Annotated in this window: 20 protein-coding genes and 1 riboswitch; of the genes, 16 read left to right on the top strand and 4 right to left on the bottom strand. The window is 47.8% G+C overall.

The window, feature by feature from the left end:
* Positions 1 to 34 precede the first annotated feature (34 nt).
* From EL84_RS31945 to sdaAA, 3 genes are all read left to right on the top strand, one after another.
* On the top strand, positions 35 to 1006 hold the full coding sequence (locus tag EL84_RS31945; RefSeq protein WP_053061337.1) for a hypothetical protein: 972 nt from the start codon (positions 35 to 37) through the stop codon (positions 1004 to 1006).
* A 134-nt stretch (positions 1007 to 1140) separates the two neighbouring features.
* Positions 1141 to 1265: riboswitch (glycine riboswitch) on the top strand.
* 280 nt (positions 1266 to 1545) lie between these two features.
* Positions 1546 to 2235 (top strand): L-serine ammonia-lyase, iron-sulfur-dependent subunit beta, encoded by a 690-nt coding sequence (gene sdaAB / locus EL84_RS00955; RefSeq protein ID WP_036607511.1) that lies wholly within the window; start codon positions 1546 to 1548, stop codon positions 2233 to 2235.
* Positions 2225 to 3202 carry an L-serine ammonia-lyase, iron-sulfur-dependent, subunit alpha gene (sdaAA, locus tag EL84_RS00950; RefSeq protein ID WP_047840348.1) on the top strand — a complete coding sequence of 326 codons (978 nt, stop codon included), beginning with the start codon at positions 2225 to 2227 and terminating at the stop codon, positions 3200 to 3202. Before sdaAB ends, sdaAA begins: the two co-directional genes overlap by 11 nt.
* A gap of 183 nt (positions 3203 to 3385) precedes the next feature.
* On the opposite strand, the gene EL84_RS00945 is transcribed toward sdaAA, so the two are convergent.
* Complete coding sequence (locus EL84_RS00945; protein WP_047840347.1) at positions 3386 to 5146, bottom strand: alpha-glycosidase; 1761 nt, start codon at positions 5144 to 5146, stop codon at positions 3386 to 3388.
* Positions 5147 to 5373: 227 nt separating this feature from the next.
* Here EL84_RS00945 and EL84_RS00940 point away from each other — a divergent pair, with 227 nt between their 5' ends.
* From EL84_RS00940 to EL84_RS00920, 5 genes are all read left to right on the top strand, one after another.
* Positions 5374 to 6057, top strand: a complete 684-nt coding sequence (locus EL84_RS00940; protein WP_047840346.1) for a response regulator transcription factor — start codon at positions 5374 to 5376, stop codon at positions 6055 to 6057.
* Positions 6058 to 6101: 44 nt separating this feature from the next.
* Entirely contained in the window at positions 6102 to 7616 is a 1515-nt protein-coding gene (locus EL84_RS00935) for a sensor histidine kinase (RefSeq protein ID WP_235431469.1), read from the top strand.
* Positions 7617 to 7696: 80 nt separating this feature from the next.
* Positions 7697 to 8611 carry an ABC transporter ATP-binding protein gene (locus EL84_RS00930; protein ID WP_047840345.1) on the top strand — a complete coding sequence of 305 codons (915 nt, stop codon included), beginning with the start codon at positions 7697 to 7699 and terminating at the stop codon, positions 8609 to 8611.
* A complete protein-coding gene (locus EL84_RS00925) occupies positions 8608 to 9324 on the top strand; it encodes an ABC transporter permease (RefSeq protein ID WP_047840344.1) in 717 nt (238 codons plus the stop codon). The genes EL84_RS00930 and EL84_RS00925 overlap by 4 nt, the downstream gene beginning before the upstream one ends.
* 1 nt (position 9325) lies before the next feature.
* Positions 9326 to 10060, top strand: coding sequence for an ABC transporter permease (locus EL84_RS00920; protein ID WP_047840343.1), 735 nt, complete (start codon positions 9326 to 9328; stop codon positions 10058 to 10060).
* Positions 10061 to 10153: 93 nt separating this feature from the next.
* Here EL84_RS00920 and EL84_RS00915 read toward each other — a convergent pair whose 3' ends face one another.
* Positions 10154 to 10714, bottom strand: coding sequence for an acyltransferase (locus EL84_RS00915; RefSeq protein WP_152682940.1), 561 nt, complete (start codon positions 10712 to 10714; stop codon positions 10154 to 10156).
* A gap of 679 nt (positions 10715 to 11393) precedes the next feature.
* On the opposite strand from EL84_RS00915, the gene EL84_RS00910 reads away from it, so the two are divergent.
* Entirely contained in the window at positions 11394 to 14102 is a 2709-nt protein-coding gene (locus EL84_RS00910) for a PAS domain S-box protein (protein ID WP_047840342.1), read from the top strand.
* Positions 14103 to 14266: 164 nt separating this feature from the next.
* Here the strand turns inward: EL84_RS00910 and EL84_RS00905 are convergent, their stop codons facing one another.
* Entirely contained in the window at positions 14267 to 15220 is a 954-nt protein-coding gene (locus tag EL84_RS00905) for an L-lactate dehydrogenase (protein WP_036607494.1), read from the bottom strand.
* A gap of 545 nt (positions 15221 to 15765) precedes the next feature.
* Between EL84_RS00905 and EL84_RS00900 the strand changes: the two genes are divergently transcribed.
* From EL84_RS00900 to EL84_RS00885, 4 genes are all read left to right on the top strand, one after another.
* Positions 15766 to 16452, top strand: coding sequence for a hypothetical protein (locus EL84_RS00900; RefSeq protein ID WP_053061335.1), 687 nt, complete (start codon positions 15766 to 15768; stop codon positions 16450 to 16452).
* A 135-nt stretch (positions 16453 to 16587) separates the two neighbouring features.
* Positions 16588 to 17409 (top strand): serine/threonine protein kinase, encoded by an 822-nt coding sequence (locus EL84_RS00895; protein WP_161799397.1) that lies wholly within the window; start codon positions 16588 to 16590, stop codon positions 17407 to 17409.
* A 634-nt stretch (positions 17410 to 18043) separates the two neighbouring features.
* Positions 18044 to 18790, top strand: coding sequence for a type I methionyl aminopeptidase (map, locus tag EL84_RS00890; RefSeq protein ID WP_036607489.1), 747 nt, complete (start codon positions 18044 to 18046; stop codon positions 18788 to 18790).
* Positions 18791 to 18964: 174 nt separating this feature from the next.
* Positions 18965 to 19978: an NADP-dependent oxidoreductase gene (locus tag EL84_RS00885; RefSeq protein ID WP_036607487.1), complete on the top strand. Its 1014-nt coding sequence runs from the start codon at positions 18965 to 18967 to the stop codon at positions 19976 to 19978.
* Between the two features lie 120 nt (positions 19979 to 20098).
* Here EL84_RS00885 and EL84_RS00880 read toward each other — a convergent pair whose 3' ends face one another.
* Positions 20099 to 20584, bottom strand: coding sequence for a CcdC family protein (locus tag EL84_RS00880; protein WP_036607484.1), 486 nt, complete (start codon positions 20582 to 20584; stop codon positions 20099 to 20101).
* 217 nt (positions 20585 to 20801) lie between these two features.
* On the opposite strand from EL84_RS00880, the gene EL84_RS00875 reads away from it, so the two are divergent.
* Genes EL84_RS00875 through EL84_RS00865 form a run of 3 tightly spaced genes read left to right on the top strand, consistent with a single transcriptional unit; the run spans position 20802 to position 24568 of the window.
* The gene (locus tag EL84_RS00875; protein WP_047840341.1) at positions 20802 to 21956 is read left to right on the top strand and encodes a HEAT repeat domain-containing protein; all 1155 of its coding nucleotides are present in this window, start codon (positions 20802 to 20804) and stop codon (positions 21954 to 21956) included.
* Positions 21937 to 23379 (top strand): glycosyltransferase family 2 protein, encoded by a 1443-nt coding sequence (locus EL84_RS00870; protein ID WP_053061334.1) that lies wholly within the window; start codon positions 21937 to 21939, stop codon positions 23377 to 23379. The genes EL84_RS00875 and EL84_RS00870 overlap by 20 nt, the downstream gene beginning before the upstream one ends.
* A gap of 58 nt (positions 23380 to 23437) precedes the next feature.
* Positions 23438 to 24568: a hypothetical protein gene (locus EL84_RS00865; RefSeq protein WP_047840340.1), complete on the top strand. Its 1131-nt coding sequence runs from the start codon at positions 23438 to 23440 to the stop codon at positions 24566 to 24568.
* The last annotated feature ends 396 nt before the right edge of the window (positions 24569 to 24964 follow it).

Below are 24964 nucleotides of genomic sequence, written 5' to 3'. Positions count from 1 at the left end.
TGGTGATGCAGGCAGGAGAAGGGGGCATCGCAGGATGGCTGTTTTATCAACAGGGCCAATAGAAAATAATATAGTGGTGGGAAGCGGCGAGCGTCCTACACAGAGAATTACAGTGAAATTAGACAATTGGAGTCTCACTAGTTTCTCTACCGTTCTGGTTCAAGGCTATTATTTGAATGGTGTTCGCACACTATACGTTGAGGAATTGTTTAATGTTTTGCCTAACCAGGTTATAACAAATGACTATTATGCAGATTTGGATGCATTTGAGTTTATATTTATCACAGGTGATGATACGGAGGATGAAGTTCAGATTTCCGTATGGGGGAAAAACGAGAACGGTCAACTGGTAACGGCACATCGTTTGGTGTCTGAGGAATTGTTAGGAGCGGACCCCGGTCTAGTCGGGGTAACGGGTGCGACCGGAGTTACTGGAGATACGGGAGTGACAGGCGTAACGGGGACGACCGGAGTTACTGGGGCTACAGGTGCAACAGGCGTAACAGGGGCGACTGGAGATACTGGTGTTACAGGTGCAACCGGATTGACGGGAGCAACAGGAGTCACTGGGGCTACAGGTGCGATCGGATCAACAGCAGCTTCTGCTCCTGCGGATTCTTCCTTGTTTGCTGATAGCCAGACCACGGCGTTGGGTCTTTCATTAGTAGCTGAAACGACGATTCAGACACTTAATGTACCTGTAGTGGCAGGTCAACGCGTGAAAATCGATAATAGTACACAAATAGCAATAGTTGTAGGGGCTAACTGGAGTATTGCGTATAACATTAATCTGAGACGTAATGGAGTTTTAATTAATCAATTGCAGCTCTCACGAAGCGGTAATGCTTCGGGAACGTTGAGGTTTCTTTCCTCCAACACTTACGTGGATACATCCCCGGCTACAACGACTAATGCATACACGATAAGTATCCAATTTACGACAACTAGCAACGTCACGAGTGCCTCAGCGGAAGTGAGAAATATTAATGCTATTCGTTTCAGTTAAAATAGACATCGAACTTATGATAATTACACGTTACTTTTGTTGACATATATGATATTGTACATTACTCTATGGGTATACTTGATCAAAAATTTAGAAATATACCAATTCGAATTGAATTAAAATAATACAGCGGATGATAACGAGCGGGAGAGACCTGGATTAGCCGAGCACAATGGCTAGTGCTCAGGCACCGAAGGAGCAAGCTGCTGCGCACCCGGCGCAGTGGTTAATCTCTCAGGTAAATGTACCATCGTTGGACGCAACTCTGGAGAGTGCGTGAACTGCGCCACCCAAGGGGTATATGATCAGTCAGCCCGGTGAACTTGTCTATAATCGCAGGCAATGCACCCTTGTCGTGAGACACTGCTGATCGTGAAACTCTCAGGTATCGAGGACAGAGAGAGGGCCTAAGGCCTTCTTCTGTCCTTTTTTGATGTCATCATATCCAAAAAAAAGGGACATTGTAGATGAAACTCCTGGATCGAAATGACGAATACATTTTACAAATATGAATCATGATTAATAATGGAGGGTTACAAGTGCGATTTAAAGATGTTTTCTCAATTATTGGTCCGTCGATGACGGGGCCTTCAAGTTCACATACAGCTGGAGCGGCAAGGTTAGGGAGAATTGCTCGACAGTGGCTAGGATGTACGCCAGATCGTGCCCGGCTGACGCTGTACGGTTCATTTGCAGATACGTATCAGGGGCACGGAACAGATCTGGCACTGATCGGTGGTCTGCTGGATTATGTCACAGACGATCCGCGTATCCCGGATGCAGAGCAATACGCAGAGGAAGCGGGGATGGAGGTTGAGTTTTATACAAGTGGCCTGCCTGCTCCTCATCCAAATACGGTCAAAATTGAGTTGTGGCATGGAGAACGTGCCTGCTCCTTAATCGGTGCATCCATTGGTGGTGGAAGCGTATCGGTGCATTCGATGAATGATTTTCGTGTTCAGATTAGTGGTGAGTTTCCAACACTCGTTCTGCGACATGCAGACAAAGCAGGGGTGCTTGCGTCGGTAACGTCCACGATCAGTTCATCCGGGGTTAACATCGGGTATATGCAGGTGGACCGGAAAGCCCGTGATGGCGAAGCACTTACCGCGATGGAAATGGATGGTGTGCCTAATCCTGATATGCTCAAGCGTCTAAAAGAGCTGGACCATGTGCTGGACATTCGTGTTATCGATTTGAAGAGAGGAGTTGATTCGGATGCGGTTTAAACATTTACACGAACTGAATACGATCTGTACAGCAGAATCCAAAACCATTGCTCAGCTGATGATCGAGGAGCAGGTTCAGGAGACCAATACACCGGAAGCGGATGTTGTGAAGCAGATGTCTGAATATTATCAGGTGATGAAGGAAGCGGTACGCAAAGGGTTAACGGAAGATACGACATCACGCAGTGGATTAACAGGTGGAGACGGCAAAAAAATGGCCGAGTACATTCGCAAGGGTGAGACTTGTTCAGGAGATGCTTCCGCACTTGCCATGGCGTATGCCCTGTGTGTATCTGAAGTGAATGCCTCCATGGGCCGGATCGTGGCAACACCAACAGCCGGTTCCTGCGGCATTATCCCGGGGGTGTTTATTAGCTCACAGGAGCGATTTGGCTGGACGGACGAACATTTGGTGAACGGATTGTTCTGTGCGGGAGCGATTGGTTATGTAATCGCCAACAATTCATTTATCTCCGGCGCCGAGGGTGGGTGTCAGGCGGAAGTGGGTTCCGCTATTGGCATGGCTGCGGGTGCCATGGTTGAACTGCGTGGAGGTACACCGGAACAGGTCGTTCATGCCGTTGGTTTGGCGTTAAAAAATACACTGGGCCTTATCTGCGATCCGGTCGCAGGCCTTGTTGAAATCCCGTGCATCGTCCGTAATGGACTGGGTTCAGTTACGGCGCTGGCTGCGGCTGATATGGCCCTGGCCGGAGTGCGTAGTGCCATTCCGTCAGACGAAGTCATCGATGTCATGCTGGAAGTAGGCAGTGCAATGCCGAGCCGCCATCGGGAGACAGCCCAAGGTGGACTGGCCCAGACACCAACCGGCCGAAAAATGATGCAGAAGCTGGCTAAACCAAAGGCCAAGCGTGCCGAGCCTGAGCCTGAGTCGAAGCCAGCGGATTCTGACACAACTACAAGTGGGGCGGACAATGCTCAAGTGGACAAGGATACTCGGGTTTAAGCTGAACCGGGACCACCGATATATAAATCAGTGACATTATGATGTATAACGGCGAATACAAAAATACAAAAACAAGCGTCCGCGAACCCGAATCCGGGTTATGCAGGACGCTTGTTTTATGCTGCCAGATGAAGCGAAGATAGGCTACCTAGATGTGGCTCAGATATATGTGTATTTATAACTCTAGTCCTGGCTCACAGCCGTACTCAGTACGGCATATCCATACGCAGGCAGTTCAATGGCAAGTACTCTATCTTCCTTGGCGGTACGATGGTTTCCGCCGAATAACTCGGTCCATTCCTCGTCACCGGCCTCCAGCTCGACAATAGCTGTCTCTTCTGATCGGTTGAACAGAACCAAAATGCGTTCCTCCTCATTTTGCCGCTCAAATACCAGTTGGCTGCCATCATGACGAGCCTGCAGGAAACGAACGGTGCCTTCTGCACGCAGGGCAGGATGAGCATGACGCAGGGAGATCAGTTTCTGATAAAAGTCGAACAGCTCTCGGTCCTGCTTCGCTTCATCCCATTCCATGCATTTACGGCAGCCCGGATCATGTTCGCCGTCCATGCCAATCTCGTCTCCGTAATAGATACACGGAGCACCCATGTAACTGAACTGGAATAACGCAGCTAGCTTCATCTTGCGCTGGTCGCCTTCACACAGCGTGAGCAGCCGCGGGGTATCGTGGCTGTCCAGCAAGTTAAACGCCACTTCGCTGGCCTGAAGCGGGTAACGGGACAACTGTCGCCCGATGGAGTTCGCGAATTGTTCGGCGTGCATTGTATTTTTCACAAAGAAAGCATTCACGGCATCGGTAAACGGATAGTTCATGGACGCATCGAACTGGTCGCCTTGCAACCAGGAGGAAGACTCGTTCCATACTTCGCCCAGAATGTAGGCATCCGGATTAGCGGCTTTGACTACACGGCGGAAATCACGCCAGAATGCATCGTCCACTTCGTCTGCCACATCCAGCCGCCATCCGTCCGCACCCACTTCCTTGATCCAGTACTCGGCAACCTCCAGCAGATAGGCCTTAACTTCAGCATTCTCCGTATTCAGCTTTGGCATGTGCGCTTCGAATCCGAAGGTCTCATACGTTGGAATGCCGTCCTTCACGTCCAGCGGGTATTCGTGTACATGGAACCAGTCTTTGTATTTGGATTGTTCTCCGTTCTTCTGCACATCCACAAACGGCGCAAATGTCTTCCCGGAATGGTTGAACACAGCATCCAGAAGTACGCGAATTCCGCGTGCATGGTACAGCTCGACCAGTCTTTTCACGGTATCTGCGTCACCAAAGTGCCGGTCCACCCGCAGGTAGTCTTCGGTATCGTATTTGTGATTGGTAGTGGCTTCGAAGATGGGTGTGAAGTAGATCGCATTAATGCCAAGATCGCTGATGTAATCCAGATGGTCGATCACGCCCTGAAGGTCACCGCCGAAGAAATTGAAAGGTGTCGGCTCACCACCCCACGGCTCTACCTTTTCCGGACTAATATCCGGGTTGCCGTTGGCGAATCGTTCAGGGAAAATCTGATAGAACACCGCATCCTTAACCCATGCGGGGGGTGTGAATACAGCTCCGGCATGAATATAAGGGAACTGGAACATACGGCCCGGGTCGTCCGGTTCTTCTTCCTGGAAGTCCGTCTCGGTCATCCAGATCTGTTCGTCTCCGTTTTTGAGCAGAAAAGAGTATTTCAGTCGGTGATAGGGAGGTTTCACTTCACCCTCGTAATAATCGAACATGGAGTCAGAGGTAAACTTGGTTAAGGGAACTAGCGCTTTGGTTGCATTCCACGCATATTTATCCCCGGTCAGGGCATGTACCTCTGTCAGATCATTCTTTTTGGTACGCAGGCGCAGATGGATTGTATCTTGGTCATAGGCATAGGCCCAGTTTCGTTTCGGTTGATGATAGATGGCTTCCAGCAGCATAATGAATTTCCTCCCGTCAGGTGTAGCACTGATATGTACTTGGTAGACTTGATTAATATGACATTCCCCACGTTAATGGATAAGCTATAATTAGCATGTGTGGTAACGTAAAGGCTTCAACATTTGCTCAACAAGACATGAATCCATATGATATAGACAGCTTTTATCATGATGATGCTCAGATATATCATTAACCCATTGGGGGCAGAAAGGAAACGAATATTCGGATGAAAACCAAACTGTTATATATTGAAGATGATACGGAAATTGCGACTTGGGTCAGAGCCGATCTGGAGGAGCGCGGTTATGAGGTGGTATGGCTCGGCAGTGGTGAAGGTGCAGCGGAGGCTGCTGTCGGTTGTTCACTCATTATTCTGGATGTCATGCTGCCTGGGCTGGATGGATTTACGGTGGGCCAGCGACTGAAAAAAGAACATCCCGCCGTGCCCATTGTCATGCTCTCGGCCAGAACGTCCATTGACGATAAGTTGCACGGTCTTGATTTTGCCGATGACTATGTGACCAAACCATTTCACCCCGATGAACTGGCTGCCCGGATTGAAGTACAACTGCGTAAGGCAGGAACAGCGGTATCCACGGATACAGCCCTGAAGCTGGATCATCTCTCCATCTATGAGAAGGACAATCGGATCATCAATGAGGAGACGGGGGATGAGATTATTTTATCGGGAAAACAGTTCCACATCTTCGCCTACCTGCTACGACATATGGGCATGATTCGAACCAAAGAGCAGATCTATGAAGCCGTTTGGAACGAGCCCTATCTGGATGGAGATAAGACTTTGATGGTACATATTCGACATCTACGCGAAAAGCTGGAGCTTGATCCGGCCAATCCTGCAATTATTCAGACAGTCCGTGGTGTGGGATATCGTGTGAAGAAGCCATGATCCGGTGGTTCAGGGAACGGAAGATCATGAAGGGAGATCAAAGCATGGAGCAAAAGCAATCCGGGCGGCGCAAGCTTCGCTTTGGGCGGTCCTTGATGTCCAGATACATCCTCCTGATCTTGGCGGCTGTATTATTTGTGCCCGTTGTACTTCCGATTATATCCGTTATATATATTGTCGTAGTGAATAACACGGACACGAATATGAACCGTGCCGCGCCTTACGGTGATGTTACCCGTATCAGTGACCTCTGGTCACATGAAGCGAAGAACCTGGATGGTGCTTCGGATAATGAGATTAAGGCCCGGTTGGAGCTATTACATGGCTCGTATCCCAAATCTTCCATGTATCGTGTGAATGTGAACGGGGAGACCCTCTTTATTCTTGGGGGTGAAGATGTAACGCTTCTGAATTCCACGTCTCCGGATGGCAGGACAGACACGACATTGAGATGGTCACTGGATTCCGGGCAAACGACAGAGACTTATATTCCAGCCTTATGGAATGCAAACAATACGGTGCAATTCATGAAAGAAGCTTCCTCTCGCGATCCACTGACCGTAGTTGCATATATTGGCGGAGATGAACAGGACAGAGGACAGGGCTTCATGGTCATTGAAGTGCCGCGATCACTTCTGCAAATTCAGAGTAACGGGCTCATGGAACTCTTGTATCTTGGTATCGTAATGACCCTCATCTTTCTGATATTCATCATTATGTCGATTCTCTTTTTCGCACGCATTCGCAAACGACTTATTCGTTTGCAGACGGCCATGATGACCACAGGCAAGGAAGGTCTCCCACTTCCGGTAGATATCCGCCGGTCAGACGAGATTGGTCAACTGGAAGAATCCTTCAATCAGATGGTGCATCAACTATCCGACAGCCGCCACCGTGAACGCGAGGAAGAACAATTGCGCAAACGTCTCATTGCGGGGCTTTCCCACGATCTGCGTACCCCGCTAACGGTGATTCGTGGACATATGCATGCTTTGCACAAGGAAGAGCTGAGTGAGCAAGGTGACCGTTCATTACATCGCATGGAAGCAAAGATGGAGGACCTCGGGGGGCTCATCGACAACATGTTATCCTACAATTTGCTCACAAGTGGGAAATATACACTGAAGCTGGAAGAGAAAGATATACTGCGGATCGTCAGGGAAACGGCGGCGGCCTGGTACCCGGTCTGGGAGAAAGAGCAATTTGAGATTGATATTGACCTGCCAGAGGAACCGCTGATCTGGCATATGGATGAACAGGGCACGCGCCGTATTCTTGATAATTTGTTCCAAAACGTGATCCGTCATGCCGCCAGCGGGAAATATATTGGTATATCTACTCAGGAGATTCAGGGTGAGACGGCAATCGTTATTCAGGATCGGGGTCCGGGAATGCAACCGAATTCCGACACAAAAGGCACAGGTCTAGGCTTATCCATTGTAGACCTGTTGATTCGTGAGATGGGTCTGCGCAAGCGGGTAGACAGTTCCGATACGGGTGTCCAGACATATATCTACAGTGGTAAGGGAAACAGGGAAAACAACAAACCGCTGAAATAGCTTTTTTAAACTAAACTTAAACTAGAGACTACTTTGGCTTTAACCTTGGAAGGTTACGATAGTTCCGAGGTGATCATACAGTGAGTGAAAATATTATTCAAACGGCGAATTTATGGAAAACATACCGGGACCGTGCAGCGGTCCGTGAACTTGATCTGCATATTAAAAAGGGAGATATCTACGGCTTCCTCGGTCCCAACGGCGCCGGCAAAACAACAACGATTCGCATGCTTCTCGGCTTGATTAAACCAACCAAAGGTGTGATCCGTGTCTTCGACAAGGATATCCGCAAGGATCGCATGGATATTTTGCGCCGTGTGGGTTCCTTGGTCGAATACCCATCCTATTACGGACATCTGAACGCAGTAGAGAATCTGGAAACTTTGCGCCGCATCATCAATGTACCAAAATCAAGAATTGCTGAAGTGCTGTCCATTGTAGATCTGACCAAGGATGCCAAACGTTCAGTGAAGGGGTATTCCCTTGGGATGAAGCAACGTCTGGGTATTGCCAGCGCTTTGTTGGGTGAACCGGAGCTGCTGATTCTGGACGAACCAACGAATGGGCTTGATCCTGCCGGTATTCAGGAGATTCGGGAACTGATCAAACGCATGCCTCTGGAACATGGCATTACCGTTCTGGTTTCCAGCCACTTGCTGAGTGAAGTCGAACAGATGGCAAGTCGTGTTGGTATTATCCGTGAAGGCAAGATGGTGCTTCAGGATACTATCGCAAGTCTGCATAGTCAGACGGGTAGCTCTATCCGGTTAACGGTTTCCGAGCCGGAAGAGGCTATGAAGCTGGCGAGAGAACAGGGACAATTTGGTCAGCAACAAGGTGCTGCGTTAACGTTCCCTTATATGGATAACAGTTCAGTGGCACTGCTTGTGCGCCGATTAATTGAACAGGATCATGATGTGTATCGTGTAGAGGAACAGCGTCAGTCGCTGGAAGATCTGTTCATGCGGGTCATTGGCGAGGGGGCTTCCATATGACCGGGCGTGCATTATCGTCAGACTGGCTCAAGATTCGGGGGAAAGGGATCTGGTTTCTTGTCTTTCTGGCCCCTCTTGGATTGACAGCGATGCAGGCGCTTAATTTTGGCTTACGGCTGGACTATCTGAAAGAGCAGTATGCAGATAACCTGTGGGGCGGATTATTGGGCAATGTGGTTGTCTTTGTGCCCTTGTCTCTGATGCTGGGAGCAACCATTCTCAGCTCCATGATCGCCAATGTTGAGCATGAACAGGGATCGTGGAAACAGTTGCTCGCGATGCCCATTCCCAGACCAGCCGTGTATTTAGCCAAGTTCCTGCTTGCCTGTGTGCTGCTGGTGATCTCCTGCCTGCTGCTAACCGCAGGAATTGTGGGTCTGGGTCTGATCCTCGGATTCCATGCCAGCGAAATACCTTGGACACATGCGATCAAGCTGGGGCTATTGCCTTTGGCTGGTGCACTTCCGGTGTTGTCACTGGAGTTGTGGCTCACGATGGTTAACAAAAATCAGGCGCTTCCCGTCACCCTGGGCATTGTTCTCGCGATAACGGGTATGTTCTCACTCAGTATCTCACCGAGCTTTCCGCTCGCTTGGGCACAGATGGCCTGGAATGGGCCTAATCCATACCTGTATGCAGGCATGGGGGCAGGTCTAGGGTTATTAATCCTGTTGCTGGGTATGGTGCATTTTAGCCGGAAGGATGTGGCCTGATATGAGCTTTGCGACAACGTACTTCCGAATCTTGTCCGCTGAACGATTGAAAATGAGCAAATCGCCCATATGGCTCCTGATTCTGCTGAGTCCACTCATTGCGCTGCTCATCGGACTGTTGTCCACGCCATCGGGCAATTGGCAGGTATTGATGACCACGATGGTTTTCCTGCACGGATTGTTATTGTTACCGATGCTGACTGGTGTGTTTACGTCCTTTGTCTGCCGTTTCGAACATGCAGGTGGAGGGTGGAAGCAGATGCTGGTTTTACCGCTCACACGTTCAGGTGTATATGCAGGTAAACTGACGATTGTACTCATGCTTCTGGCGGGCACGCAAGTATTGTTGCTGATGTCCATTCTGCTGGCAGGCATGTTTCACGGCATTACGATGCCAGTACCTTGGGGATTCTTGGTAGGTAAACTGCTGCCTGGCTTGCTGGCCTGTATACCCCTGGCTGCCCTGCAGATGTTCGTTTCATTGGTGTGGAGCAGCTTTGCCGCACCGCTCGCACTGAATTTTGCATTGACCATACCGAATATTCTCATTGTAAACTCGGCGACATATGGGCCGTATTATCCATGGGCACAACCGATGATTCTGATGACACCCGTGGACGGCGCAGGTTTCGGAGCCTACAATGTTCCACTGATCACAATGCTGGCGGTTGTTGGAGGCAGTGCTGTTATTTTTATTGGAATCGGCATGATGTATTTTGCGAAAAAAGAAATCTGAATAATCCGTTGCACCCTTGGTTATCGTAAGTCAAAATCCTCTTTAAGCAAAACATGCAAGCTCTATTGTATGTATGCTTCAGGAGGATTTTTTCTAATGTCTGACCCACCCATCATGAATGGTCAACTCCCGAATGATTTTGGCTGGTGCCCCGGCTACAAGTGTATTTTCGGGTACATCTTTGGTTACCGTGCTTCCTGCTGCCACAACTGCATTTCTGCCAATGGTCACTCCGGGCAAAATAAGCGCGCCTGTACCAATCCAGGCATTATCCTGAATCACAATCCGCTTGGCAGTCTGGCTCCCGTCATCCAGCGAGTCAATCCGGTGGTAGGCACTGTCGAATATGCTTGTTCGAGGACCAATCATGACATTATTGCCGATGGTCACTTCAACGTTAGCGGCAATCCCCACACCTGCATTAATCATGACGTCATCGCCAATCGTTAATCGCGCGCCTTTGACCACCGTTAACTGGGTTCCCCAAGGTTTGCCTATGATGTTAAGTCGTTTTCCTACCTGCAAATCACCCAATTTATTCAGATAAACCTTACCCCTGATTCGTGGCAGCAGGCCCATTGAGGGCTGGATTTTACCAAAGATGGCCAAACCTCTTAGTTTACCGTAAACAATTTTAACTCTGTTGGGCAGCATGATTCATCCGTCCTCTCCGTAATCAAAAAAACTTTTTTTAAAGATTATAGCCTTTTCGATACAAAATGTATCGTTAATTTTATATCGAGGCATCATAAGAGCGGCTTATCTCTCTTTCTTTGAGAAAATTTGTTTCAGGTGGGGGTCGGGTTCATCCTCTCAACTCCCTAACGAACCTGAGGAGTACTATTCAAGGATTTGAAGTGATCTCAGCAATCTAAGGAACCTGAGACATGTTATATCCAATGAAACAACCGTTTGCAGCGTATATAACAGGAGATTATGGAGATTAACGTGTCTGATGTTCCTTAAAATTTACAAAGGGCACATGGACGCCAAATAAGATGTCCTGAGTTCTTTAGAAAATCGTTTAGCCATCCGCCAGAATCAGCTGACTTGGAATTGAACTTCAAGCTTGTTAGAGGCTTACATTGATCCTTGTATAAATTGTCTGCCTTTGAAGGCGCCTCCTAAGTAAATCAAAATTCCAAGTATTACCTCACACATCATGTGAATTGAATCATAGATTGTAAGCAAAATGAGACGAGAATCTGGTAAAATAAAAAAAGCTGTTTCTAGGCAGGCTTACATGGTTATTCGAGGGTAGGCCCATTTTTGTAAGGGATAATTAATCCCTCCTGTTAGATGAAGATATTGGCTGAGAAAAGAGGGGTAAGCCTTGGATATTAATAAAACGGAAACCCTGAAGCGCATTATTTCTGAGGGAAGTTCTTACCAATCACTGTTTTTTAACCATCCGGATGCCATTTATGTAATGGACATCCATGGAAACTATATTGATGCTAATCCCTCGGTAGAGCGGATATCTGGGTATACACTGGATGACTTGATTCGTATGAATCAGAGTGAGATCTGTCCTCCGGACAGTGAAAATTCACGCAAACAATACATTAAAGAGGTACTGGCTGGACGTTCAGTCAGTAATCCCATTACTTTTTATCATAAAGATGGTTCCCTGAAACAGGCAGAGATAACGTATGTGCCTATAACGGAGGGAAAAGAAGTTGTAGGAATCTATGGCATTGCCAAAGATGTTACCGATATCCTGGAAGTGCAACGTGAGCTTAAGGAGGCACAGGAGAAATATCAGGTGCTGGCTGACCATGCACAAGATCTGATTACAACTTGTGCTACGGATGGCGAGTTGTTATACGTTTCCCCTTCCGTGTACACCTTACTGGGTTATAAGCCGGAGGAAGTCATAGGTAAGTCCTTCAAGGATTATTGTTATTCGGGAGATTATCCGGACCCTATGGATCTTTCCAAGATCGGCAATGGCTGCAAGATGCGTGTGTTGCACAAGAAGGGACATTATATCTGGATGGAGACATTGGCGAAACCTGTGGCTGGAGAGCGTGGCAAGAGTGTCCAGATTGTAAGCATCAGCAGGGATATCACCCAACATAAGGATGCGGAAAGACGTCTTCGGGAAAGCCGTCAGCGATACAGATCGTTGTTCGAACATAACCCGGCAGCTGTGTATTCATTGAATCTGGAAGGTAAATACAGCGCAGTGAACAGCAAACTGGTGCAAATGTTGGATATTCCGCGCAATAAGCTTATTGGCCAATCTTTTTTATCCAATCTGGATAAATGCGAAGTGCAACATGGCAAACATTATTTTGACATGGTGAAGCAAGGCGAACCGCAATATTATGAGACCCGAGTCGTCAATTCAAGTGGTCGGAAAATTGAAGTATCTGTTACGAATGTGCCCATTATTGTGGATAAGGAAATGGTGGGCGTTTATGGGATCGTGTCCGATATTACCGAGCGCAAGGAATACACGGAACGGATTCAGGAGCTCAGCAAGCAACATGAGCTGATTCTCAACACGGTTACGGAAGGAATATTTGGTTTGGATGCGGATGGAATCACCATGTTTATGAATCCAGCAGCAGCTTCGATGTTCGGTTATGAGGCGAAAGAATTCATTGGCAAAAACTCACATCCCATCATCCATCACACCCGTGCAGACGGAAGTCATTTGCCACAAGAAGAATGCCCGATCCACATGACCGTGTTGGATGGACGGATACGTTCAATCAAGGAAGATGTGTTCTGGCGTAAAGATGGCAGCAGTTTTCTGGTGCAGTATCAGGTGACGCCGATTATTGAACAGGGACAGATTCAGGGCGCGGTGGTTGTATTTAATGATGTGACTGGCGAACGTGAAATTGTACGTGCCAAAGAGACAGCTGAGCTGGCAGCTCAGGCCAAGTCGGAATTTCTGTCGATGGTTAGCCATGAGATCCGGACACCGATGAACGGGATCGTGGGGATGACAGAATTGTTGATCGGTACCGATTTATCGGAAGAACAGCGTGAATACGCCGAGATTATTCGAGACAGCGGCGATGCTCTGCTGAACATCCTTAATGATATTTTGGACTTCAGTAAGCTGGAATCCGGGAAAATGGCACTGGCTTATGAACCATTTGCATTACGCAAGATGTTGGAACAGGTTGCCGAACTGTTTAAACCGCGTGCAGATGAGAAACATCTGGAGATCAGATATCGTCTCAATCCGAGCATCCCTGAGTTCATGGTCGGTGACGCCATACGTATTCGGCAGATTCTGGTGAACTTGGTTGGCAATGCGCTCAAGTTCACAGATCAGGGAAGCATTGAGGTTGCCGTGGATATTATCAAGGGCAGAAAGCCTGAAGACAGTGTTCTTGATTTTGCGGTGCAAGATACGGGAATTGGCATCCCCGCTGACAAGCTGGATCAGTTGTTTCAGTCCTTCTCTCAACTACACCCGGTGATTAACCGGAAGTATGGTGGTACCGGACTGGGACTGGTCATCTCCAAGCGACTCGTGGAGATCATGGGAGGCAGTATCAGTGTCGAGAGTATAGAAGGGGAAGGCTCAACCTTCCGGTTTGCTGTTCCTGCGGCGAGTGTAGATGCTTCAGCAGAACAGACAGCAAGTCAGTTCCATCATGATCGCACACGTCAGAGTGATAAGGTGGCCATGCGTATTCTGGTGGCGGAGGATCATCCGGTGAACCGGAAGATTTTGCGAGAATATCTGGAGAAGCTCGGATACCACGCAGATGTATGTACCAATGGTGTGGAGGCAATTGATGCCATCTCTCAGAATGCTTATGATATTGTCCTGATGGATATTCATATGCCTGTGATGGATGGACTGAAGGCGACAGACCTGTTACGCCGCCTAATTCCACAGGATCGCATACCTCCAATCATCGCAGTTACAGGCAATGCCAAACGTGAAGACAAGGAAGCTTGCCTGGAGATGGGTATGCGTGACTTCATTAGCAAACCGGTTATGCTGAGTGAGTTGAAGCGGGTGTTACAGCAATGGGGGCCAAGGGACGAACCTCAGCTTGCACCAAATTGAACAACTACTCAAATCAATTATGAAATTGATTCATCTGGCTGTGAAAAATAATAAACGCAAACATGCCAATAATCCTCCTCGCATGGAGTATTATTGGCATGTTTGTGTCGGCAGGATTTTGAAGTTGAGCCGAAGCATACAGTGTGGAGTTGTACACGAATGGCTTATACCAGTGTCAGACGATTGATGTTACCTGATAGGATTTCACAGGAATTGTTGAATTTCTCACGTTCCGTTGCATCCAGATTCAATTCGATAATCTCCTGAATGCCATTGCCACCGATGATTGCTGGAACACCGACGCAAACGTTGTGTTGTTCGTACTCTCCGTCCAGAATAGCCGATACGGCGATGATCTTGTGTTCGTCATTGAGGATGGAACGAGTGATATGCGCGAGGGCATTGCCGATTCCGAATTGGGTAGAACCTTTACGGGTAAAGATCTCCCAGCCGGCATCCTTTGTTTTGCGTGCAATATCCTCCAGATCCAGATGTTTGAAGCGCTCCTTGTGCTGATCCATAATGTGCATAATCGGTTTGCCACCGATGGTCACATGCGACCAGGCCACGAACTGGGATTCTCCATGCTCCCCGAGAGCATAACCATGCACACTGCGTGGATCGATGGAGAAGACTTCAGACAGCAGTGTTTTGAGTCGTGAAGAATCAATGGACGTGCCTGTACCGATGACGTGTTCGCGCGGGAGGCCGGATAATTTCCATACCATATAAGTTACTATGTCAACCGGATTAGCAGCGACGACAAAAATCCCGTTAAATCCACTGTTCATGATCGGGACCACGATGTCTTTGGCAATCGACTCCGCTTCCTCCAGAATATCCAGCCGTGTTTGTCCTGGCTTGGGATTCGCCCCGGCAGTTAAGATAATCACATCCATATTGCCACAATCGGCATACGTTCCTGCATATACTTTGGTGCGGTTATGTGTGAAGTCCATACAATGGGAAAAATCCAGTGCCTGTGCTACAGCACGGTCATACGTCCGGTCCACCATCATAATTTCCCTGCATATCGATTGATTAATCATGGAATACGCACAACTCGAACCGACAAGACCCGCCCCGATCACCGCTACTTTGCCTGATTTGCCTAACACTGCCGTTCAGCCCCCATTTAGATTGAAATTTATCCGTTACTAATGCGTCCTATGTTAAGTATAGTCCTTTATTTTATGCTGGAATGCACTTCTACGTTACATAAGATAACACATGAAAAAGCTGTGCAGCAATGATATCCGCTATCGCGGGAGCGTATTGGAGTAACGGAGTTAAAAAAATTGACATGAATAATCCATAATCATAAGATTTGACGGCGTTTGCACCTGTGTCATTCGACATGACAGCATTCATGTTTGTTGTCGGATGGGGGGTTATTTGTGCGGATCATATACCTGACAAAACTTCTTAGGAATCCGCAGAAACAGAACAAAACCGCCAAAGGGATCTGCCGAGAAGCTGACGAATACATACGGACAAGCAAAAGATAAGCATACTTGATCCATGAGACAGGTTGCCCCGATCCGATGACGGTTCCATAAAGGAACGCTGAAGCCATAATGTTTTTATCCAAGAATCAATTTCATAACTCACTAAAGGTATTATGAAATTGATTCCCAAAAGACTTCATTCCGGGAGGGAATTAATGATGATTGAAGAAGCAGGAGCAACGACGGAAACGGCCAAGAGCCTGGGCATAGGTGCCAGTACTCTTCGTAAATATGCGGCGGCACTGGAAGAACAGGGATACCGGTTCGAACGGTCCGCCAACAAATCCAGACTATTCAAGTCCGACGACATCGAGTGCATTGAACGCCTGATGACTGAACTCAGAGAGCATAATCTACCCTTGGCTGATGCTGTGGTGACTGTATTGGCTCCAGAAGCACCTGTAGCTGTAGTAGAAGTGGATGTACCGGTGGTGGGAATTGAAGGTCTGTCAGAGGCGGAATGTGCAGCGACAGTCATGTCATCTGTACTCCCTGAAGAACCTGAAATAATGGGTAATCTGAGATCCTATGAAGGTCTGGGGCAACTGGTAAGTGAGGTGACTTATGGTGCTGTAGAACAACAGCAGGATGATCGGGTACAGCTGCTGCAACAGCGGGTCGATGAACTGGAGCTGACCCTTCAGCATCTGGCGGAGACACATATGGCGCTTCAGGAACAGATGGAGAAGCAGCGCCTGTGGATGAATGAGAAGCTGGAGGAAGAGCGGGATCGTGAACTCGTGACTAACTTGCGCAGTTTTCAGGGAAGAAAACGCAAACCCAAAGGAGTATCCCTGCGTATGTTGTTCGGGTTCCTGCCCAAGAAGCATAAGGAAGCTTGAGCAACAGGCATTTACCCATCGTGATTTTGCATTATGGGCCTGATATAATAAGCTCCATACAACATGAAGACTGGCAACGAACTGCTCAGTATAGATAAAGACTGAGTGGATCAGGAAGCTGGCGTGGGAGGATCTGTGGAGCTGCGACGAAGTTGGCAAAGATTGCTTGGACTATGGACGTATCGTCCTCGGCGGAAAGGCACGACCATTGCTGAGCGTTATACAATACAGGAATTGCTGGGTATGGGGAGCTATGGGCTGACATACCTGTGTACAGATGACCAGAACGGCAGGGAAGTGGCGTTGAAGGAGTCCAAGCCTAGCAAGGGCAGACTCTCTGCGCACCTGTTGGAGCGGGAGGCGGACGTGATGAGACGTCTGCATCATCCGGCGATCCCTGATCTATTGGATGTGTTCACATCCGGGAGACGAAGTTATATCGTTACCGAGTATATTCGTGGACATACGCTGGAAGATTGCATATTTGAGCAAGGTCTTCGATATACGGAGCGGGAATGTGTGGAATTGGCAGGTCAACTGCTGGCTCCAGTGGCTCATGTGCATGAGCAGGGATATATTCATGGAGATGTGCGGATTCCCAATGTTATTTTACGTGAAGGGACGGTGCATTTGATTGACTTTGGCCTGGCGAGACGCTTGGGGGAGCCGTTGTTGCCGGAGCTAAAGCGACGTATGCGTGAAGTCCCTGAGCCTGAAGATGAACCGGCTACACCGGATCATGATTTGCAGGATATCGGCCACTTTCTTCTCTTTATGCTGTATTCGGCTTATGAGCCAGAGAAGGGCCGTGAACCCGCCAGCTGGCAGGAGGAACTGAAGCTTACGCCGGAATTGCACCAGATGTTGGAGCGACTCCTTGGACTCCGTCCAGGTTATGAGGGTGGAGCGACGGAGTTACAGGCAGAAATTGAGAATGTGTTGCTGAAATTACAATGAATAAGCTCTATAGGCGGATCTATATTTGTTATCCGTGACCTCTTCGTATGATATCTGCAGGGGTCTTTTTCCTTTTTACTATATAGAAACAATAAAGGGGTGTTCTGTTAGCCGTGTGTATGGCTAGCGAACACCCCTTTATTACATATTGATTTATTGTAGCGTCTAATAAGCTGGTGTGTGATCATTACTCTTTAAAAGCAGTCGTGAAAGCCGCTTAGCTGGAGCTATATTTTCTGCTTTTGTAATACCCGGAGCCACTACGGCTATCCCGGTATTTCACATCTGAAGAAGAATAGCGCTTGTAGGAACGCTTGCCTGAGGAGCTGCTGTGACGTTTATATGAGCGCCTGTCGGAGGAGCTATGACGTTTGCGGTGAGATGAAGATTTGGAATCGATAAGTTTGCCGATAATCTTTTTGAACATGAGCTTTCACCCTTTCGACTTCAACTGTTTTAAGCATATACGTGGCCAGATATGGAGGGGTTTCGATTTTTTCATGGATAATTGTATTCATTGGACAGGAGCTTGGCGTATAATAGGATGTTGCTGATCGCACGGAATTTTTTATTTTGAGTGTTTAGCGTTACAATAGAGGACAGGATAAGATTTTAACGGACAGGAGTAGTTGTTATGATTACAATAAAGACCAAAGAACAGATTGAATATATGAAAAAAGCCGGAGAAATTCTCGCCGCATGCCATAGAGAAATTGCCAAAATGATTCGTCCAGGCATTACGACACAGGAGATCGACCAGTTTGCAGAAGCTTTTATGAAGAAAAATGGCGCTACGCCGGAACAAAAGGGATATAACGGGTACCAATATGCGACATGTGCGTCGGTTAATGATGTGATCTGTCACGGGTTTCCGGGAAAATATGCACTGAAAGACGGCGATATCGTTACAATCGACATGGTCGTTAATCTGAATGGCTGGCTGGCGGATTCGGCTTGGTCATATGCCGTAGGTGAAGTGACTCCGGAAGCACAACATCTGCTGGATGTAACCAAAAACTCTCTGTACAAAGGCATTGAACTTGCCGTGGTGGGCAACCGGATCGGAGATATCTCCAATGCGATTCAAGTGTATGCAGAAGGTGAAGGCCTATCGGTTGTGCGTGAGTTTATCGGACACGGCATTGGTGAGAAGATGCATGAGGAACCACAAGTCCCTCACTACGGTCCGCCTCATCGGGGTCCGCGTCTCAAGGAAGGCATGGTTATTACGATCGAACCGATGCTGAATATTGGTACGTTCCGAAGTAAGCTGGATTCAGATGGATGGACTGCTCGTACTTTGGATGGAAGTCTGTCTGCCCAGTATGAACATACGATTGCGATTACGGCGGATGGTCCAGTGATTTTGACAGCACAATAATAGCCAAAAGCAGCTACAATGTGACGATATTTGCATATTTCAAGGCGGCCCACGTTTGTGAACCGCCTGTTTCGGTTTAAACTATTAAGAAGTGATAACACAGAGCCAGTGGTAAGTGATCTCAGCTGACAAGGGTTAACCTTGCGTCCACTTGGCAACAAGGAGGTAATTTTGGTGTCTTTAAATAAACAGATCGTACTTGCTTCTCGTCCCGAAGGTGCCCCATCCAGAGAGAATTTCAAATTCATTGATGCACCTCTTCCTGAACCGGAAGCTGGGCAAGTCCTGGTACGTACATTATATTTGTCGGTTGATCCATACATGCGGGGCCGCATGAAAGATACAAAATCCTATGCTGCACCGTACGCGTTAAATGAAGTGATCAAGGGTGGAGCCATTGGACAGGTTGTGGAATCTTCGGAACCGAATCTGCGCAAAGGTGACCTCGTATCCGGTATGTGGGGCTGGCAACAATATGCCGCAGTGAATACGGCTGATCTTTCGCTAATTGATACCGAAGAAGCACCAATCACGGCTTACCTGGGTGCGCTGGGCCTGACGGGTCTGACGGCTTATTTTGGTATGGAGGACATCGGCAAACCGAAGGACGGCGAAACGGTTGTTGTATCGGGAGCAGCCGGAGCGGTAGGCATGATTGCAGGTCAGATTGGTAAAATTGTGGGAGCACGCGTGGTTGGTATTGCAGGCTCTGATGAAAAATGCGCTTATTTGAAAGAAAAGCTGGGCTTCGATGTGGTGTTGAACTACAAGAAGGAGCAGGATATGTCAGCGGCCATTGAACGGGCTTGCCCGGACGGCGTAGATGTCTACTTTGACAATGTTGGCGGTGACATCTCGGATGCAGTCTTGCGCCACATCAATCGGAATGCACGTATTCCGTTATGCGGTCAGATCTCGTCTTATAATCTGGAGAAGCCGGATATCGGGATGCGACCACAGACGTTGCTGTTAACAAATACAGCATTAATGAAAGGTTTCCTGCTGGGTGACTATACGAAATCCTTCAAGGAAGGCCGCGCCAAGTTGGCGAAATGGATCAAGGAAGGTCATATCCAGTATGAAGAAAACATTGTGGACGGGTTCGAACAGACGCCGGAAGCATTCATGGGTCTCTTCTCGGGAGATAATCTGGGCAAGCAACTGGTTAAGGTTGCAGATCCTGAATAGATATTGAATGGTTTACATGTACAATTAGGTTGAAAACGAAAAGACACGTTCTGCACACCGAGGGTGCAGCAGAACGTGTCTTTTTTATCTGTAAATCTGTGCGTGGTCTATGTAGGGTGACTAGTGTTCGGCGACCAGCACTTCTTTGTAGTGTTTGTACATATATACACGCCAGCGTACAATCATGCCAAAAGCCAGCAGGAAGAACAATCCGCCTGTTTGCGGAATACTTACATATCGCTGAATGACTTCATGCAGGATCAGGCGTACGGCCAACAACCCAAGCAAGATAAAAGCAAAGCTGCGAGAACGCGTTGCAAAAATTTCTTCACCTACTCGTTCAAACCGTGTACTGCGAATGAGGGGATAGGAGAAGAGGAACCAGCCCACCAGAAACGCAAAGAATGCCCAGAGTAGAGGAACATGTGTTGCCGGTACAACAAACATGAGAAATCCTGTGCTCATGCCGAGCGGAGGAATAAGGATTTTACGAATGGTCACCGGTCTGTGACTGGCTTTCATGCGGATGAAGATGGCAAGCAGTGCCATGACAAGCATGCCCACGGTTGCTCCGATTTGCAGGTAGTACGGACTGATTTGAGCCACGTAGAACTCCCTCTTTCTGGAATAATATGTTATCCGGAGATCCGGAACCCAATACGAATTGCCGGAATTTTCAGTTCCTATTATATCACAAACGCAGAAAGCCGATAGAAAGCTTAGTGTATCATATACCCGATATGTATTCACAGGGTGTATTTGAAAATTTTGTATTATTGTGCCCGTTGTAAGGCTGTTTATTCGATTAAGGGGAAATCATGCAATGATTGGACAACAATGGATGTATATCAAGCTTATCGGCTCACATCATAGAGGGTGGCTTGCAGGTAATACAGATTGGTTAGTACATGTGGTCAGCCTCATATGTGCAAGTGTACTAGCTTTTTTGCTGGTTATCTACAGTTACATCTTATGGATGAAATATAGCAGTAGACACAGTGAAAAGGTTAAGACGGTACTGATGCAGGAATTACTTTCCGAAGATTCAGTGTTACAGCAGTATCTGGGCCAAGGAGAAGTGAAAGCTGACTTATTGAATATGAGTGGAGATCAACAGAGTGTTTTGCAGCAGCTGTTATTGCAACGGCTTGCTCAAGGTCCGGTAGAGCACGAGACTCTGCGAATTCGTCTGTTATCCTGGCAAGTCTTTGGAAGTTCATACCGGTCGGTTCTGAAGACGGGAAAGTGGAGTGAACGGGTCAACACGTTGTTATATATTGAACAGTTTCATATGATAGAGCTTCTGCCCAGGTTAGAGGATATGTTGCGGGTTACTTCCTGTACGCCGCTTGAACGCTTCATCATATTGCGCATATATGCCAGAACCGGTTATTTCAGAATCGTGAAGGAATTGATGCGTGAGCAATATGTATGGTCCGATTCGCAGTATCTGCAGATTCTGCTGTTGCTTACCGATTCATCCTGGACTCGTCTGAAGGATCATTTTAAGGATGTACCTTACCAGGTCCAGTCTAATATCGTCCATGCCATTCGTATTCGAGATGACCAAACGGAGGGTGCCGTTGTTCTACTGGAGAAGCTCATTCTTGGAGAGGATGCGTTGCTGCGTACCCACGCTTATCAGGCAATGGCTCAAGTGGGCAGAGGTCGTGAAGATTTGCTGAAGGGGCTATTGCTGGTATGGAACGAATCTGGTGAGGAGAGGCAACGCTTTGAAAGACTAACAGTGACCCAGCTTATGGGTACTGTTCATGCGGATGCTTTTATTCCTAGACTGAAGGTAATGATGGGTGATCCTTCTTTTCAGATCCGACAGGAAGCGGCGAACTCTCTTGCCCGGTACGAGCAGGGACTTGAAGAACTCCGGGATACGGCTGTAAACCATCCGGATAAATATGCAAGGCAGATAGCGGAGGAAACGCTGGAAAGGATGCAGTATGGACGAAAGATGGATTGAGATGCTGCGGAGTTTTGTTTTGGCATGTTACGAGGGGATATTTATCTATCTTGTGTTAGCGATTGTGATGTGTAGTGTTCTGGTCGTTGCTGCCGCTCGCACATTGATCCGCCAGAGGGATCTGGACCCGCTGCAATATCATGAGATGTTGGATGAAGAACTGGCTCCTGCGGTATCCCTGCTTGTTCCGGTGCGGAATAGCGAGGATACGATCGTACAGCGAATCAGCTGTCTGTTGGATATTCGGTATGCACGTTATGAGGTTATTATCATTAATGATGGATCAGAGGATGAGACCATGCGGCGTCTAAAAGAAACCTATGATCTGATGCCCATTCGGAGTAAAGTTCATTATTCGGGACTCGGTCAGGAGACGGCTCAGATTAAATGTGTCTACCAATCCAGATTACATCATCGTCTGATTGTGATCGACAAGGCGTATGGGGGACGAATGGACTCCCTGAATGCAGGTCTGAATATCTCGCAATATCCTTATATCGCCTCTGTTGGACCCTGGACAGTTCTGGAACGGGATGCATTGGTGAAGATTATGAAACCCGTTATGGATGCTCTCCCAGGAGAAGAGGTCGTTGCTTGTAGTGGACGAGTAGATCTCATGGCCTCCAGAAATACGAATCAAACGGATTTAACGGATAACAGCACACGACTTACGGGCAGTACGTTGTATGTAATGCAGACCATTGAATACGTGCGTGCTTTTCTGATTAGCGGTGTGGGACTTGTTCGTTATAATATTAATGTGCTTTTATTTACGTCTGAAGTATTCGGTATATTCAAAAAGAACCGGGTGTTGGAAGTTGGAGGATACAAGCGCGATGACCAGGTCGCTCACATGGAACTGGTGATGCGGTTGCAGAAACATATGAAGCAGATTCGGAAACGTGGCCGTATTATATATATTCCCGATCCGATCTGCAGGGTAGAAGTACCCGGTACATGGCGTCAGCTGTGCAGACAGCGTATCGGTTGGCACATGCAGCTTGCAAGCAGTCTATGGACTCAGCGGAGCATGATCTTCAATCCGGCCTATGGCTGGATGGGGATGGTATCCATCCCTTATTTTATTTTGATCGAATTGTTGGGGCCTGTGTTGGAACTGGGAGCGATCGTGCTGTTCATTGCAGGCATAGGGCTACAGTGGGTGGATATTAACCTATGCATCATTCTCGTTCTGCTACTGACCCTCTATGGTTCCTTGTTGTCCGCAAGTGTGGTGATGTTCGAAATATGGTGTTCACGCAAGGCATATACGTCCCGAGAGGTGACACGTCTGCTGTTGTATGCATGTACGGAGACGTTCTGGTTCAGACCGCTGAATAACATATCCCGTATATATGGCATGTTGCAGGCTATGGGATTGCGGAAGGCAGAGGAAAAGGACAGCAGACATGGATTAGAGTAATCTAACGACCGACCGATCCTGACAATACCTTGGAACAGAGCAAGGAGGAATACGCTTCATGAAAAAAAGTTACAGGCCAGCCACGATGTGGACGTTGGCTTGTTTTACAGTGGTATCGGTGGTGCTGGTTGTCCCCTGGATTATGTGGCAATCCCAGGCCCCGGTTCCACTGAACATCATGATTATTGACAAGAGCAGACCGGACTTGTCCTATCAGGGGCACAAGGGGTTGGTTTGGCTTCTGAATCAACAGAAGATTGTACAGCACACAGGGGAATACTACTCGTATGAAGAGGATTATTACGGCTATGATCTTCAGAACGGGCTTCCACGGATGAAGCAACTGCTGCCTGATGAGGTGACAGATACTGATCTGATCTATCTGACGGCGAATCGGAGTAGTCTGTCTGCACAGAAGAGTGAAGGGAAACAAGGCGGAATCTATGAAGGATTAACGATATATGATGTGCAGAAAATCCGCGAGGCTGCGTATAAAGGGGTAACGATTGTTGCCGAATACAGTGCATTGGCAAATACGGCTTCCAAGATGACAAGAGAGCAACTATACCCCATCTTGGGTGTGAACAGCAGTGGATGGCAAGGGAAATCGGTATCTAATCTGCAAAGTATAGAGGAAGTACCCCGTTGGATTCGGACGAACTATGAGCAGCAGAAGAAGAAGAAATGGTCTTATCACGGAGCGGGTATGCTGCTGATCCATATGGATGGACAGGTCATGGTACTGGAGAAAGGTCCGGATGTGAAGACAGGCAATATACAGATTGCATTTACACCGGAAGGCAGCGATTGGAGCGGTATAACCCAGGATATACATTACAATGGCTGGTTTGATATCATTGTGCCGCAACAGAAGAATTCCATACTGGCCTGGTATAAGACGGATCTGACGGAGACAGGCGAGCAGAAGCTGGTGGATGCAGGAATTCCGGCGGAATTTGCTGCACTTGTCCGATATGACGACTATAATCGGTCGTATTACATGGCAGGGTCCTTTGGAGAGATGAAGCATTATTCCTTCTGGCGCCGAATCTGGGGATGGGAGGTCGTCCGGTCCAAGCTTACGCCAGATCAGAAAGATATTCCGGACATGTTCTACTGGAAGGTGTACGTGCCCGTGATGAAGCATATTTTGAATGAAGTGCAGGATGGACGGCAGCAATGGCCATAGATAGGCTATCGAGAACCGTTTCAATGGAAAGAGGGAAACCAGCGTCCATTCCACCTTTCGAGAGGAACGGGAGATGTACATATTAGAGAAGTGCGTAGATGTGAAAGGCAAAAGTGCGGTTGAGAGACAGGGCGTATCAAGTAAGGATCAGATTGCCAGGTGAAATGGGACTGGGACTGGGTAGATCGAATATGTTTCAGACTCTTACCGCCCTGAACAATGGGAGTTGTAGCTAGATCCAAAACAAAAATTATCCCGCTGCGGCGTACATGTAGTGTGAGCTATAAAATGATTCGTATCAGGCCACGTATTAAAACAAGTACTAAAGTGTGCATCACGACCAGGGTAAGCTCCGTATCGAGTATCGCCCCAATGTGTGTACTGAACTATAGCGTG

Origin of the sequence: Paenibacillus sp. VT-400 (assembly GCF_001029205.1) — a bacterium.
In the GTDB taxonomy this organism is placed as follows: Bacteria; Bacillota; Bacilli; order Paenibacillales; family Paenibacillaceae; genus Paenibacillus; species Paenibacillus amylolyticus.
The sequence above is the reverse complement of the archived record's forward strand: the minus strand, read 5'-3'. Positions and strand labels throughout refer to the sequence as shown.

Bases quoted from the DNA above. Each gene is read 5' to 3' on its own strand.
- EL84_RS31945 (WP_053061337.1), top strand. From the start codon at position 35: ATGGCTGTTTTATCAACAGGGCCAATAGAAAATAATATAGTGGTGGGA.
- sdaAA (WP_047840348.1), top strand. From the start codon at position 2,225: ATGCGGTTTAAACATTTACACGAACTGAATACGATCTGTACAGCAGAA.
- EL84_RS00945 (WP_047840347.1), bottom strand. From the start codon at position 5,146: ATGCTGCTGGAAGCCATCTATCATCAACCGAAACGAAACTGGGCCTAT.
- EL84_RS00940 (WP_047840346.1), top strand. From the start codon at position 5,374: ATGAAAACCAAACTGTTATATATTGAAGATGATACGGAAATTGCGACT.
- EL84_RS00935 (WP_235431469.1), top strand. From the start codon at position 6,102: ATGGAGCAAAAGCAATCCGGGCGGCGCAAGCTTCGCTTTGGGCGGTCC.
- EL84_RS00925 (WP_047840344.1), top strand. From the start codon at position 8,608: ATGACCGGGCGTGCATTATCGTCAGACTGGCTCAAGATTCGGGGGAAA.
- EL84_RS00920 (WP_047840343.1), top strand. From the start codon at position 9,326: ATGAGCTTTGCGACAACGTACTTCCGAATCTTGTCCGCTGAACGATTG.
- EL84_RS00915 (WP_152682940.1), bottom strand. From the start codon at position 10,714: ATGCTGCCCAACAGAGTTAAAATTGTTTACGGTAAACTAAGAGGTTTG.
- EL84_RS00900 (WP_053061335.1), top strand. From the start codon at position 15,766: ATGATGATTGAAGAAGCAGGAGCAACGACGGAAACGGCCAAGAGCCTG.
- map (WP_036607489.1), top strand. From the start codon at position 18,044: ATGATTACAATAAAGACCAAAGAACAGATTGAATATATGAAAAAAGCC.
- EL84_RS00875 (WP_047840341.1), top strand. From the start codon at position 20,802: ATGATTGGACAACAATGGATGTATATCAAGCTTATCGGCTCACATCAT.
- EL84_RS00870 (WP_053061334.1), top strand. From the start codon at position 21,937: ATGGACGAAAGATGGATTGAGATGCTGCGGAGTTTTGTTTTGGCATGT.
- EL84_RS00865 (WP_047840340.1), top strand. From the start codon at position 23,438: ATGAAAAAAAGTTACAGGCCAGCCACGATGTGGACGTTGGCTTGTTTT.